The sequence below is a fragment of the Acinetobacter sp. ABJ_C5_2 genome (assembly GCF_044538485.1).
GTDB classification, from domain to species: domain Bacteria; phylum Pseudomonadota; class Gammaproteobacteria; order Pseudomonadales; family Moraxellaceae; genus Acinetobacter; species Acinetobacter nosocomialis_A.
In genome coordinates this window covers 53328-66614 of sequence record NZ_JBIUCS010000009.1, presented here as the reverse complement: position 1 = coordinate 66614, position 13287 = coordinate 53328, and the positions used below count along the sequence as shown (strand labels likewise).

The 13287-nt window shown below is 38.3% G+C and carries 12 protein-coding genes and 1 tRNA gene; 7 read left to right on the top strand and 6 right to left on the bottom strand.

What is annotated here, in order from left to right:
- The first annotated feature begins 21 nt into the window (after positions 1 to 21).
- From cntA to ACH8JV_RS10880, 4 genes are all read left to right on the top strand, one after another.
- A complete protein-coding gene (gene cntA, locus ACH8JV_RS10895) occupies positions 22 to 1137 on the top strand; it encodes a carnitine monooxygenase subunit alpha (RefSeq protein WP_068529013.1) in 1116 nt (371 codons plus the stop codon).
- Positions 1138 to 1200: 63 nt separating this feature from the next.
- A complete protein-coding gene (locus ACH8JV_RS10890; protein WP_202744708.1) occupies positions 1201 to 2652 on the top strand; it encodes an NAD-dependent succinate-semialdehyde dehydrogenase in 1452 nt (483 codons plus the stop codon).
- 47 nt (positions 2653 to 2699) lie between these two features.
- Entirely contained in the window at positions 2700 to 3656 is a 957-nt protein-coding gene (gene cntB / locus ACH8JV_RS10885) for a carnitine monooxygenase, reductase subunit CntB (RefSeq protein WP_396521197.1), read from the top strand.
- A gap of 158 nt (positions 3657 to 3814) precedes the next feature.
- Positions 3815 to 3891: transfer RNA gene (locus tag ACH8JV_RS10880), tRNA-Met, on the top strand.
- Positions 3892 to 3934: 43 nt separating this feature from the next.
- Here the strand turns inward: ACH8JV_RS10880 and ACH8JV_RS10875 are convergent.
- From ACH8JV_RS10875 to ACH8JV_RS10850, 6 genes are all read right to left on the bottom strand, one after another.
- Complete coding sequence (locus tag ACH8JV_RS10875; RefSeq protein ID WP_005070922.1) at positions 3935 to 4963, bottom strand: hypothetical protein; 1029 nt, start codon at positions 4961 to 4963, stop codon at positions 3935 to 3937.
- The gene (locus tag ACH8JV_RS10870) at positions 4956 to 6581 is read right to left on the bottom strand and encodes an NAD+ synthase (protein WP_022575859.1); all 1626 of its coding nucleotides are present in this window, start codon (positions 6579 to 6581) and stop codon (positions 4956 to 4958) included. The genes ACH8JV_RS10875 and ACH8JV_RS10870 overlap by 8 nt, the downstream gene beginning before the upstream one ends.
- 385 nt (positions 6582 to 6966) lie before the next feature.
- The gene (locus tag ACH8JV_RS10865) at positions 6967 to 7527 is read right to left on the bottom strand and encodes a hypothetical protein (protein WP_396521194.1); all 561 of its coding nucleotides are present in this window, start codon (positions 7525 to 7527) and stop codon (positions 6967 to 6969) included.
- An 89-nt stretch (positions 7528 to 7616) separates the two neighbouring features.
- Positions 7617 to 8477: a pirin family protein gene (locus ACH8JV_RS10860; RefSeq protein WP_396521192.1), complete on the bottom strand. Its 861-nt coding sequence runs from the start codon at positions 8475 to 8477 to the stop codon at positions 7617 to 7619.
- A gap of 170 nt (positions 8478 to 8647) precedes the next feature.
- Positions 8648 to 9100 (bottom strand): protoporphyrinogen oxidase HemJ, encoded by a 453-nt coding sequence (gene hemJ, locus ACH8JV_RS10855; RefSeq protein ID WP_004738397.1) that lies wholly within the window; start codon positions 9098 to 9100, stop codon positions 8648 to 8650.
- 18 nt (positions 9101 to 9118) lie between these two features.
- Positions 9119 to 10348 carry a beta-ketoacyl-ACP synthase II gene (locus ACH8JV_RS10850; protein WP_004738399.1) on the bottom strand — a complete coding sequence of 410 codons (1230 nt, stop codon included), beginning with the start codon at positions 10346 to 10348 and terminating at the stop codon, positions 9119 to 9121.
- Between the two features lie 296 nt (positions 10349 to 10644).
- Here ACH8JV_RS10850 and ACH8JV_RS10845 point away from each other — a divergent pair, with 296 nt between their 5' ends.
- The 3 genes from ACH8JV_RS10845 to rpsG all read left to right on the top strand — a co-directional run bounded on the left by ACH8JV_RS10845 (position 10645) and on the right by rpsG (position 13166).
- The gene (locus ACH8JV_RS10845; RefSeq protein ID WP_396521190.1) at positions 10645 to 11961 is read left to right on the top strand and encodes an EcsC family protein; all 1317 of its coding nucleotides are present in this window, start codon (positions 10645 to 10647) and stop codon (positions 11959 to 11961) included.
- A 200-nt stretch (positions 11962 to 12161) separates the two neighbouring features.
- Positions 12162 to 12536, top strand: coding sequence for a 30S ribosomal protein S12 (rpsL, locus tag ACH8JV_RS10840; protein WP_002050319.1), 375 nt, complete (start codon positions 12162 to 12164; stop codon positions 12534 to 12536).
- Positions 12537 to 12695: 159 nt separating this feature from the next.
- The gene (gene rpsG, locus ACH8JV_RS10835; RefSeq protein WP_001138055.1) at positions 12696 to 13166 is read left to right on the top strand and encodes a 30S ribosomal protein S7; all 471 of its coding nucleotides are present in this window, start codon (positions 12696 to 12698) and stop codon (positions 13164 to 13166) included.
- Positions 13167 to 13287: the final 121 nt, after the last annotated feature.

Here is a 13287-nt window from a genome sequence, read left to right as displayed (position 1 = left end):
AGAATTTAATGGAGTAAAAACATGAGTGCAGTTGAAAAATTACCTGAAGATTTTTGCGCAAACCCAGATGTTGCATGGACTTTCCCTAAAGTTTTCTATACTTCATCTCAAGTTTATGAACATGAAAAAGAATCAATCTTTGCTAAAAGCTGGATTTGTGTTGCACATGGCAGTGAGTTGGCTCAGCCAAATGACTATATTACCCGTAAAGTAATTGGTGAAAATATTGTCATCATTCGCGGTAAAGATAGTGTTTTACGTGCGTTTTATAATGTGTGTCCACACCGAGGCCATGAGCTTTTAAGTGGCAGTGGTAAAGCAAAAAATGTCATTACTTGCCCATATCATGCATGGACTTTCAAGCTAGACGGTAGCTTGGCATTGGCACGTAATTGTGACCATGTTGAATCTTTCGATAAAGAAAACTCAAGTATGGTTCCTTTAAAAGTCGAGGAATATGCTGGTTTTGTTTTCATTAATATGGATGAAAATGCGACTTGTGTAGAAGACCAACTTCCGGAATTTGCTGAACGTTTAAATCAAGCATGTAGCGTAATTAAAGATTTGAAACTGGCAGCACGTTTCGTGACAGAAACGCCAGCAAACTGGAAAGTGATTGTTGATAACTATCTAGAATGTTACCACTGTGGACCTGCACATCCTGGCTTTGCTGACTCAGTACAAGTCGACAAATATTGGCATACAACACATCAAAACTGGACATTACAGTACGGTTTTGCTCGTTCATCAGAGAAATCATTCAAGCTTGATCCATCAGTAACAGATCCTGAATTTCATGGGTTCTGGACTTGGCCTTGTACCATGTTCAACGTACCACCGGGCAGCAATTTCATGACGGTGATCTATGAGTTTCCAGTAGATGCAGAAACGACTTTGCAGCATTACGATATTTACTTCACCAACGAAGAACTTACTCAAGATCAAAAAGATTTGATTGAGTGGTATCGCAATGTATTCCGTCCTGAAGATTTGAACTTGGTAGAAAGCGTACAACGTGGTTTGAAATCACGTGGTTATCGTGGTCAGGGTCGTATTATGACTGACAAACAACGCTCAGGAATTAGTGAGCATGGTATTGCTTACTTCCAGCATCTTGTGGCGCAGCATCACAAATAAAACAAATGGATTTATTCAGGTGTAAAGATGACTTACACCTGATTCTTCAGTTAGGAAGATGATATGTCGAGTTTACAAAGCACAGAATTATTTCAGCAACAAGCCTATATTAACGGGCAATGGCTAGCTGCACAGTCAAATGCAACGGTTCCAGTGACTAACCCAGCAACAGGTGAAGAAATTGGCACAATTCCGAATATGGGAGCGGCCGAGGCTACGCAAGCGGTTGAGGCTGCCTATATTGCTTTACAAAGCTGGAAAGCTTTAACTGCCCAAAATCGTGCGGATATTTTATTGGCTTGGTACAAACTGGTTCTCGATCATACCGATGAACTTGCTTTAATTATGACCATTGAACAAGGCAAACCTTTGGCAGAAGCGAAAGGTGAGGTGCGTTATGCTGCGTCATTTATTCAATGGTTTGCCGAAGAAGGTAAGCGTATTTATGGTGATGTGATTCCAACCGTAAATAACCAGCAGCGTTTTATTATTAGTAAAGAACCTGTGGGTGTCGTGGCCGCCATTACGCCGTGGAATTTCCCAATTGCCATGATTACGCGTAAAGCAGCTCCTGCTTTAGCAGCAGGATGTACGGTTGTCATTAAGCCAGCGAATGAAACACCTTATTGTGCTTTAGCGATTGCTAAACTTGCCCAGAAAGCAGGTATTCCAGCTGGTGTGATTAATGTTGTTACTGGTAAATCTCAAGAAATTGGCTCGGTATTTACTTCACATGAAAAAGTGAAAAAGTTGACTTTCACTGGTTCAACACCAGTGGGCCGTTTATTGATGCAGCAGTGTTCAAGCACCATAAAAAAATTGGCGCTTGAGTTAGGTGGTAATGCTCCTCTGATTGTCTTTGATGATGCCGATTTAGATAAAGCTGTACAAGGTGCGATTTTTGCAAAGTTCCGTAATGCGGGCCAGACCTGTGTTTGTGCTAACCGTATTTATGTCCATGACAATATTTATCAAGCTTTTGCCGAGAAGTTTGTACAAGAAGTACAAAAGTTTAAAGTCGGAAATGGACTTGAAGATGGCGTGCAAATTGGCCCATTAATTAATGAAAAGGCTGTTTTGAAAGCACAGCAGTTGATTGATGATGCAGTTAGTAAAGGCGCTAAGGTCGCTTGTGGTGGCAAACAGCATGCTTTAGGGCAAACCTTTTATGAACCATCTGTTTTAACTAACGTTGACCGGACCATGGAAATTGTCCAAGAAGAAATTTTTGGTCCAGTTGCGCCACTCATTCGCTTTACAGATGAAGCAGACGTCGTTTCTCAAGCAAATGACACTATCTTCGGTTTAGCTGCTTATGTGTATAGCGAAAATATTTCACGTTTATGGCGAGTGTCAGAACAGCTTGAATATGGAATGGTCGGCATGAATGCCACAGCAATTTCAAATGAAGTTGTACCATTTGGTGGTGTAAAGCAATCAGGTGTTGGGCGCGAAGGCTCAAAGTATGGTCTTGAAGAATTTATGACCATTAAATACATGTGTTTAGGGCTTTAAGGATAAGCCCTAACAACAAGAATATGCGGTAAAAGAAGGATTCTAATATGGCTAATCATTATGAAATGTTCCCAGCGGTTGTTACTCGTGTGGAACAGCTAACCCCTTTAATCAAACGGTTTACGTTCAAACGTCAAGATGGGCAGAACTTTCCTCGATTTAGTGGGGGAAGCCATATTATTGTCAAAATGAATGAACAGCTTTCAAATGCATATTCATTGATGAGTTGTACACAAGACCTATCGACTTACCAAGTCTGCGTTCGTAAAGATGTGGAAGGTAAGGGGGGGTCAGTGTTTATGCATGATCAGTGTAATGAAGGCTGTGAAATTCAGATTTCAGAACCTAAAAATTTATTTCCATTAGCTGAAACAGGCAATAAACATATTTTAATTGCAGGTGGAATTGGCATTACACCATTCTTACCTCAAATGGATGAGCTTGCAGCACGTGGTGCAGATTTTGAGCTACATTATGCTTACCGCTCACCTGAACATGCGGCTTTGTTAGATGAGTTAAAGCAGAAACATGCAGAACATGTGTTTAGTTATGTTGACTCAGAAGGTTGCTCATTAAAGCTGGATGAATTGATTTCATCACAACCTAAAGGCACACATGTGTATGTTTGTGAGCCGAAACCCATGATTGATGCTGTGATTGATTGCTGTAATAAGCACCGTTACCGCGATGAATACATTCACTGGGAACAATTTGCCTCAACAGTTCCTGAAGATGGTGAAGCATTTACAGTGGTACTTGCCAAATCTAATCAAGAAATTGAAGTACAAAGTAATCAGACGATTTTACAAGCTATTGAAACATTAAATATTGATGTGGAATGTCTATGCCGAGAAGGGGTTTGTGGTACATGTGAAACTGCTATTTTAGAAGGCGAAGCAGATCACTTTGATCAATACTTAAGTGATGCAGAAAAGGCTTCACAAAAGAGCATGATGATTTGTGTGTCGAGAGCTAAAGGTAAAAAACTAGTATTAGATCTTTAATATATTTCTGTGGCTGATCGATTGTTTAAAGCAAAAAAATGCTAAAAAAAAGAACAAATAATGATGATCTGAATCTTATTTGTTCAATTGATGGGCGTTAAGGGTTTTTACCTATTGACCTGCTATACAGAACTATAGATAATGCGCACACAGTTTACGGCTATGTAGCTCAGTTGGTTAGAGCACCGCACTCATAATGCGGGGGTCACAAGTTCAAGTCTCGTCATAGCCACCATTTTAAAAACCACGCTCCTGCGTGGTTTCTTTTTATCTATTTTTTACTCATTAAAATGTTTTTCAATCATATCGAGTGTTTTTGAGCTTTGATAAAAGGGAGCTAAAAGCGCTTGAAGTAAAGGTTCTAAAATACCGTGTTCATTAAAGGCATCCATAACCTTCGGATAAAAACGTAAAGCTTCTGTTTGTAAGTCGCTTTCGGTTAATCCAATCTCACTTAATACTTCAAATAAACTTTGGTCTTTATAAAAATCATAAAAAACTTCAACGCCATACAAAATCAGGTCTTGCATAAATTGTGACTGGCGTAATTCTTTCCAGTATTCGTAAATTAAAACAAAAAACTCTTCAACATCGAGAGGAGTGAGCTGTTTCATAAATTCATACATTTTTTTATGTCTAATATCTTCCCAAACATGACGTACTAGACTTTCTAAATCTTCACTCGATAAAAGACTTAATTCTGTAAGTTGCTCATGAATAAAACTGGCAATCCAAGTTTCAAGTTTATGCTCGAGGCGTTGTTGTTGTAAAAAAGAGAATTTTTTGAGCTTATGTTGCCATTCAAAATGGTAGTCATCTATTCTAGATGCAGTTAGAAGTTTTGGTAATTTTTGTTCTAGAGTTGAGGTTGCAATATATTGGCAAAGCTGTTGTACAGAAGGGCTAGTTCTTAAAAACTGATTGAGATAATGAGGAATATGCTCCATTTCTAAAAATTTAGAAAGCCACATTTCAAATTGGTGGTCAGAGACCAAGTCTTGTAACTGAATTGGAGACTTCATAGCAGATAAATAAATACGCTGCGCGATTTCCCCAATAAACTCAAGTAAACCGGCACCTAGCTGCATTTCAAAAGCATAGCGTTTCACAACGGCTTGTAGTTGTTCTAAATCAACAACCTCATGTAGCTTGATTTCGTCAGCATGTTGCATAAATAACTGAATGAACTGCTGGAAATAAATAGGTGAGTTTTCTATAGATAATTGTTTTTTGAAAAATTCCACCTGCTCAAGCAAAAGTGCTTGAGCAAGTGCTGTAGTTTTTGATGAGTTTTTCTGCTCAGTCATTCGCTGTCCAACCGTTGACAATCGGATAACGTCGTTCACGACTAAATGCACGAGAAGTAATTCTCGGGCCAATCGCACCTTGACGACGTTTATATTCATTACGATCAACTAAACGGATGACTTTTTCAACAACTTCTTTATCAAAACCTTTGGCAATAATATCGGCCTGACCTAAATCTTCTTCAATGTATGCATAAAGGATAGCATCCAATACATCATATGCTGGTAAAGAGTCTTGATCTTTTTGATCTGGGCGAAGTTCTGCTGAAGGTGGACGAGTAATGACACGCTCAGGAATAACAGGTGTTTCACTTAAGCTATTACGGTATTTTGCTAATTCAAAAACGATAGTTTTATAAACATCTTTTAGAACAGCAAAGCCACCCACCATGTCACCGTAAAGTGTGCAGTAGCCAACTGAAAGTTCAGATTTGTTGCCAGTAGCGAGTACTAAATTACCAAACTTGTTAGATAAGCCCATAAGCAATGTGCCACGAGCACGTGCTTGTAAATTTTCTTCAGTTGCATCGGCTGGTGAATTACCAAAGAACGGATAGAGCGTTTGCATGAAGCTATTTACGATTGAGTGAATTTCAGCAATACCAAAAGTTACACCCATACGACGAGCTTGTTCAGCCGCATCTTCTACACTAATTTGAGAAGTGTAAGTATATGGCATCATTACAGCTTGTACTTTTTCCGCACCAATTGCATCTACAGCAATAGCAAGTGTAAGGGCAGAGTCAATACCACCAGAAAGACCTAAGATCACACCAGGGAAACCTGAACGTTCTACATAGTCACGCGTTGCCATAACTAAGCCTTGATAGATCTCTGCAAAAGTTTCTAATGCAGGCGCAGACTCGGTAACTTTATAGAGTTTTGTGTCACGGTCAAACTCAGCAATATAAAGGTCTTCTTTAAAGCTTGGAGCTTGTAAAGCAATTTCACCATTTTGGTTGCTGACAAAACTTGTACCATCAAAAATTAAATCATCTTGTCCACCGACTTGGTTGACATAAACAATGTTTAAATGAAGCTGTTTTGCAAGTTCACTTAATGTTTGAATACGATGCTGTGGTTTGCCCACTTCATATGGCGATGAATTAAGCACAAGTACAGTATCAACATTTAATTGGCTTAATTGTTTAACTGTATTTATTGACCAGATATCTTCACAAATAAGTACACCAAACTTATGGCCTAAGTATTCAAACACCAAGTGCTGATGGCCTTTTTGGAAATAACGTTTTTCATCAAAAACGCCATAGTTTGGCAAGTTATGCTTATTGAAGACACCTAAAACCTGACCGTCTTTCATGACAGCAGCTGAATTATAACGTTCGCCGTCTTCTGTTTGGTTTACGAAGCCGAAAACCATCACAATATCTTTAACTTCACTAAGTTGAGCAAAAGCTTTTTGCATACGTTTATTTAAATTTGGACGTAACAATAAGTCTTCAGCTGGATAACCAATCACAGAAAGCTCAGGAAAAATAATCAGGTCAGCGTCTTGTTTTTTCGCCTGATTTGCTTGCTCAATCATCTTTTGGGTGTTTGAGTCAATATTGCCAATATGCGGAGAAAACTGAGCAAGGGCAACTTTAAAACTTTTCATTCAAACCTAATCCTAGATCATAACGAATATAAATACACATAGTGTTGATTTTTATGAATATAATTTTTCAACGATGTGTATAGCACGATAATAAACAAGTAAAATAGTAAACAAAAATGTCAAGATCAATAATATATACCAATCACATATTTTCTGCGTAAAAATAACGAGATTTTCTGTATACAATAGAAACAAGCTTCATTATTTTTATTGTTTGTATACTGCCTTAACACTCCAAAATTTGGAATAAGTTTTTATACTTATTTTCAATAATTTGACATTAATAAAATTAGATCTCAACTTTATTTTCATATTTTTTTGTTTATAAATTTTCTACCAGTAAGTTAGCAAAAAAATTACGTAGAAGACGATCTTGATTATTTAGTTACAAATCAAAGTGAGGTGAACAAATAATATTTGGCAGTTTACCTGAGCAGATATCTCTAGCAATTTCTCCTTGCTGTTCAATATTGTAAGAGCTAAATGCTTTCTGAGGATGATAAGTGTATTTATAAGGATTGTAATATTTAAGGCTCAGATAGTAGGCAGATTGCAGTAATGCGCCTTTTAGTAGTACATGAATACCTCTTTGGTATTGCATGACATGAGCCAACTCATGAATAAAAATACCCTGAATGAATTTAGACTCTAGCGCGTAATTACTACTGTAGTCAGAAATATTGACGTAAATATTTCCATTTGGAGCCATCAAAATTCCATGAGATTGCCAAGGTAAGTAACGAGTAGCAATAATTTTAGGTCGTTCACAATCTATCAAATCCCCAAAAACCCTTTGCGCCAAAACCTTTTCTTCAGGCGTAAGAAATCGAATTGGATAGCTTTTTAAGTGACGAAAAATAAAAAGGGTGAAAATAATAAATTGTCGATATATGACAAGTTTAAAAGCGTTGAGAGTGAACATAGTTTTGCTAGTAAATAAGTTCATCTATTGATTTGTAGCATAACATACATCAACTATGTTGAAAGACAGACGCAAATAACTGTATTCGTTTTTCATACAGTAGTTAGGCTGTTTTACTTGGCAAATCTTCCATTTTTAATATCATCATAGGCTTGTAAAATCTCATCATAAGTATTCATTACAAATGGGCCATGACCATTAATCGGCTCTGTGATGGGTTGTCCTGTCAGAATAAGTAATTTGCAACTTTGCAGGGCAGTAATAGAGAAATGCTCTCCTTGGTTTGACATGACTGCTAGGCCTTGCTCCTCTAAAACATCTTCATCTTTTTGAAATTGTGCCCGACCTGAACGTAAATAAATTAAAGCTGTTTCACCAGATTGAGTAGGGAAGGTGGCTTGCTGACCTGCATGGAGCTCTACATCCAAAACAGTAATAGGAGTGTGGGTAAGTGCGGGGCCCATAACATGGTTAAACTGCCCTGCAATAATACGTACAAATCCAGCTTCATTGTCCAGTTTTACCACTGGTATTTCAGCTTTCTTTAAACTTTGATAGCGAGGAGAGTTCATTTTATCTGCTGCTGGTAAATTGACCCAAAGCTGAATCATTTCAAAAGCACCACCAGATCGAGAAAACTCTTCACTAAACAGTTCTCGATGAATCACACCAGAAGCTGCAGTCATCCATTGCACATCGCCAGCACTTATAAACCCACCTCCACCAGATGAATCTTTGTGTTCCAGTTCACCTGTATAAACAAGTGTTACCGTTTCAAATCCACGATGAGGATGATCATTAACTCCTCTACGTTTTATAGAGGGTGCAATTTTTCCGGGACCCAAATGGTCGAGTAGTAAGAAGGGTGAGAGGGTGTTGCCTAACTCATGGTAGGAAAAAATAGAAAGAACTGGATAAAAATCACCGACCGCAAAGCGAGTATCGTTACGATGAATAAAAGCCAGACTTTTCATGCTTTATCCTTTCTGTTGATTGAATTTATAAAAAAGATCAGATGTTTTTATAAGAATGTATTAAGGCTGGTGTAAAAGTCTTTTGCTCTGAATAATAAATTATGAATAGGTTGGGTCAGTAAAATGCATAAGAGAAGGAGGTGAGAGTCCTAGATAATAAAAAACCCCAGTTAAAACTGAGGTTTTACAACAACTAAAATCACAACAGCAAATAAAATTAAGGTTGGCATTTCATTGAAGAAGCGCCAGAACTTATGTGATTTATAGTGAGCATTTCCAATAAGCTTTTTGCGATAGTAACCACAAACAAAATGGTAAACCACTAATAAAGCCACTAATCCAACTTTTAGATAAAACCAAGTGGCTTCATGGTAATGTCGAGTTGCATCGCCCCACTCTACAAGAAAGTGTGCGGTAATTAATGTGGCAATCATAGACGGCCACATAATACCTCGATACAACTTACGTTCCATCACTTCAAAGCGTTGATGACTTGCCGCATCATCACTCATTGCATGGTAAACATAAAGACGTGGTAAGTAGAACAAAGCAGCGAACCAACAAACCACAGCAATAATATGTAATGCTTTTACCCACAAAAAAGCATCAGAAGGTGCATCCATTGTTAATCCTAGGTGGGATTATGCATCCCACTTCTTGAAAATTAGGCAAGCGTTTACACCGCCAAAGCCAAAACTGTTACTCATTACAGTATTCAATTTTGCATCACGTTTTTCAAGCACAATATCAAAGCCTTCAGTACCTTCATCAAGCTCAGTCACGTTAATGTTTGGAGCAATAAAGTCATTTTGAAGCATTAATACAGAGTAAATTGCTTCATGAACACCAGCAGCACCCAAGCTGTGACCAGTCATAGATTTAGTTGAGCTTAAAGGTGGAACTTTACCTTCACCAAAAGCACGTTCCATTGCTTTAAGTTCAGTCACGTCACCAGCTGGTGTAGAAGTACCATGTGTATTTACATAGTCAATTTTTTCTACGCCGTGTTGTTTAGCTTCTTCAAGAGCCATCAAGATACAACGAGTCGCACCTTCACCGCTTGGAGCAACCATGTCTGCACCGTCACTGTTCGCAGCATAGGCAACAACTTCAGCAAGAATTTTTGCACCACGTGCTTGAGCGTGTTCAAGAGATTCAAGAACAACGAAACCGCCACCACCAGCAATAACGAAACCGTCACGGTCTTTTGAATATGGACGAGATGCAGTTTCAGGTGTGTCGTTGTATTTAGAACATAAAGCACCCATAGCATCAAACAATAAGCTTTGAGACCAATGATCTTCTTCACCACCACCAGCAAGCATAAGATCTTGTTTGCCTAATGCGATAAGGTTATATGCATAACCAATTGCATCTGCAGAAGTTGCACAAGCACTTGCGATTGAGTGAGCAATACCTTGAAGTTTAAATGCAACACCAACGTTTGCAGTAATTGTGTTCGTCATGTTACGCGGAACGAAGAAAGGACCAACTTTACGAGCGCCTTTAGTTTCTAAAAGCTCAGTCATTTCTACAACAGAAGCAGTTGAACCACCACCTGAACCGCCAGCAATACCATAACGTGGATTATCTGCTAAATCTTCTGCTTTTAAGCCAGCATGTTCAACAGCGGCAACAGCAGAGTTATAAGCGTACATTGCACATACGCCCATGAATCGTTTTAATTTACGATCAATATTGTCAAAATCTTGTTCTGCAGCAGCGCTGACATGACTCTTAAAATTGAGTTCAGCATAAGTTGGGTTAAAACGTGTCCCGGAGATTCCATTTTGAAGTGAGTGAGTAACTGCTTCTAAAGAGTTACCGATACATGAGTTAATACCCATACCAGTGATTACAACACGTTTCATCTACAGGTCCCTTTATGGTGATATTTAAAGTCTATGAACATGAGCAGCTATTAAATGATAGGAGAATATAGCTGTAAGAACATTAGACATATGTTTTCGTTGTTACCATGATAGCAGAAAGGTTTTTTATTTCTTATGGCAAATCTTTATGTCAATTTTGCATTTAAAAAAAATAACCAAATACATAGTATGTTGCATTTAGGGTTAACTAAAATACACACATTCAAGTTGAGATAAATCCACATTCCACCTAGTATTTATCTCTAATTAGATAAATTAAAAAATCGAGGTACTGGATGACAAAATTTAATAATAATCAATCTGACAATTTGTTTTCTCAGGTCTTCGGAGTGGCTAAAAAGCTCAGTTCTACTGGTTTAAACATCTTGCAGCAAAGCCAAATAGGTGAGGTTAGTAAGTTAGTTGAGCCACTTGCAAGTGGTAAAACAGTAGAAGGTAATGCTAGAAGTAAAAGTCCGTTTGAAGTGGAACAGTATGAAAGTCCACAACAAATGTTACGTGAACATTTACCTAAAGTTACTCGTCAGGTGTTTGGCCGTCATTTTAGAAAGGTCAATGGTATTGCGACATTTATTTCGCCTGACTGGAATGAAAAAATATCGAGCTATTTATTTGATTGGCTGAATGACTTTAGTTCAAAAAGTACGCTGACTGAAAAAATCTTAGAAGAAGCGGGTGCAAAAGATCTATTTGAGCTGACTAAAGATACTTCACGTTCACAACGTTTAAGTCAGGCTTTAATTGAACAAAATAAACTAATCGCAAGTATTCAAGGCGCGATTACTGGTGTATCGGGTATGGTTGGTGCAGCCGTAGATATTCCAGTTTCTTTAGTATTAGTTTTAAGAACAATTTATCAAACAGGCAGATCACACGGTTTTGATTTAACTGAAGCCACTGATCAAGATGTTGTTGAATTTATTTTTAAAGAAGTTGATATCAGTCTGATTGCAGAGAAGCAGACGGTGCTTTTAGCACTTAAAGCTTTACGTAATATGTTAGAGACCCAAGACATTCAACAGTTTCAGCAAGTACTTGGGTCTTCAAATGATATTGAGACTTTAAAAAGCTGGTTAGTCGATGAAAATGGTGAGTTCAAATGGAGCTGGTTAAATAAAGTTCCTCAACTTGCTGCGGTGGGTAAGTTTACTCCAGTGGCAGGTGCAGTACTTAGTGCTGTTTATAGCTGGAAGTTACAAGAAGATGTAGGCCATAAAGCTCAAGCTATTTTTGGTGCAGCGCGTCATTATTTAAATGAGCACCCAAGTGAACATTTATCACCATTACAAGCTTACTATGCTGCAGTAACTCTCATTCAAAAGGCGAGTCCTCGTCTGTTAAATGTTGGAGAAAATGGCAGTGTTCATGCAGCACAACATCATAAAATTGAAAATCATGATGTAATTTCAAAAGTATCTATTGTGGTTAAGTCGAATGCTTCTGAAAAAAGTGAAGAAAAAGTGCAAGAAAATGTTCATCAAGGCATCGAACAGCTTGCAGAAAAACATGTCGTCGAGCATGAGCACAGTGAACAAAAACCAGCATTAGAAATTGAAAATGATGATGTTGTAGAGGATCAGAAGTACTCTTAACAATACAATTACAAAGATAGGGTTTGAAAATTAAATTTCACCCTTATTTAAATTTGTAAATCATCCTGTCAAACATTGATATGGTCAACATTTGGTAAGTATTGCCATGTTGACCATTTTTGCATCTTGGCTTACAATTATGTGCCCTTAAAAAGAGGTGTTTTCTTTTTAAGGTTTTTTAATAACGGGAGAATTGCCATATGGCAACAACGAATCAGTTGATCCGTAAGGGTCGTACGACTTTGGTTGAAAAATCCAAAGTTCCTGCGTTGAAGGCTTGTCCACAACGTCGTGGTGTTTGTACACGTGTTTATACAACTACACCTAAAAAACCTAACTCAGCTATGCGTAAGGTTTGCCGTGTTCGCTTAACTTCAGGTTTTGAAGTATCTAGCTACATCGGTGGTGAAGGTCATAACTTACAAGAGCACAGTGTTGTTCTTATCCGTGGTGGTCGTGTTAAAGACTTACCAGGTGTACGTTACCATACCGTTCGTGGTTCTTTGGACTGTGCTGGCGTTAAAGATCGTAATCAATCACGTTCTAAATACGGTACTAAGCGTCCTAAGAAGTAATTCTAGGAAACTAGTCTAAAAGCCCTTTAGCGTTTCGCTTGTTTGAATTCTTCATAGATTTGTAATTCAAGCGACGTATAGTAAGGCCAGCGTCGTGTACATGACACTTGTACAAACTGCTGGATTATCCTGAAGTGTCATATTATTAGGTGTATTAAAATGCCAAGACGTCGCGTAGTCGCTGCTCGTGAGATCCTTCCAGATCCAAAATTTAGCAGCCAAACAATCGCTAAATTCATGAACCACGTAATGCAAGATGGTAAAAAATCTATTGCTGAAAGTATCGTTTACGGTGCTTTAGAACGCGTTCAAGAAAAAAACAAAGTAGACCCAGTTGAATTTTTCGAGACTACTCTTGAGAAAGTTCGTCCTATGGTCGAAGTAAAAGCACGCCGTGTTGGTGGTGCTACTTATCAAGTACCTATGGAAGTACGCCCATCCCGTCGTACTGCCTTAGCAATGCGTTGGTTAGTAGATGCTGCTGCTAAGCGTTCTGAAAAAACTATGGCTTTACGTCTTGCTGGCGAGTTGCTTGATGCAGCTGAAGGCAAAGGTGCCGCGATCAAAAAACGTGAAGACGTGCATCGTATGGCAGAAGCTAACAAAGCCTTCTCTCACTACCGTTTCTAAGCGGATAAAACAGTCCCTAATCAGGAGAATACTCATGCATACAGTAGCTAGATTCAACATTGCTCTCTACCAAAGTGGGGGCTTTGCGGGTATTTAAGTTGCCCCGTTTGAGTATTCGTGC

Bases quoted from the DNA above. Each gene is read 5' to 3' on its own strand.
- ACH8JV_RS10845 (WP_396521190.1), top strand. From the start codon at position 10,645: ATGACAAAATTTAATAATAATCAATCTGACAATTTGTTTTCTCAGGTC.
- ACH8JV_RS10860 (WP_396521192.1), bottom strand. From the start codon at position 8,477: ATGAAAAGTCTGGCTTTTATTCATCGTAACGATACTCGCTTTGCGGTC.
- cntB (WP_396521197.1), top strand. From the start codon at position 2,700: ATGGCTAATCATTATGAAATGTTCCCAGCGGTTGTTACTCGTGTGGAA.
- cntA (WP_068529013.1), top strand. From the start codon at position 22: ATGAGTGCAGTTGAAAAATTACCTGAAGATTTTTGCGCAAACCCAGAT.
- hemJ (WP_004738397.1), bottom strand. From the start codon at position 9,100: ATGGATGCACCTTCTGATGCTTTTTTGTGGGTAAAAGCATTACATATT.
- ACH8JV_RS10865 (WP_396521194.1), bottom strand. From the start codon at position 7,527: ATGAACTTATTTACTAGCAAAACTATGTTCACTCTCAACGCTTTTAAA.
- ACH8JV_RS10890 (WP_202744708.1), top strand. From the start codon at position 1,201: ATGTCGAGTTTACAAAGCACAGAATTATTTCAGCAACAAGCCTATATT.
- rpsG (WP_001138055.1), top strand. From the start codon at position 12,696: ATGCCAAGACGTCGCGTAGTCGCTGCTCGTGAGATCCTTCCAGATCCA.
- ACH8JV_RS10850 (WP_004738399.1), bottom strand. From the start codon at position 10,348: ATGAAACGTGTTGTAATCACTGGTATGGGTATTAACTCATGTATCGGT.
- ACH8JV_RS10870 (WP_022575859.1), bottom strand. From the start codon at position 6,581: ATGAAAAGTTTTAAAGTTGCCCTTGCTCAGTTTTCTCCGCATATTGGC.
- ACH8JV_RS10875 (WP_005070922.1), bottom strand. From the start codon at position 4,963: ATGACTGAGCAGAAAAACTCATCAAAAACTACAGCACTTGCTCAAGCA.
- rpsL (WP_002050319.1), top strand. From the start codon at position 12,162: ATGGCAACAACGAATCAGTTGATCCGTAAGGGTCGTACGACTTTGGTT.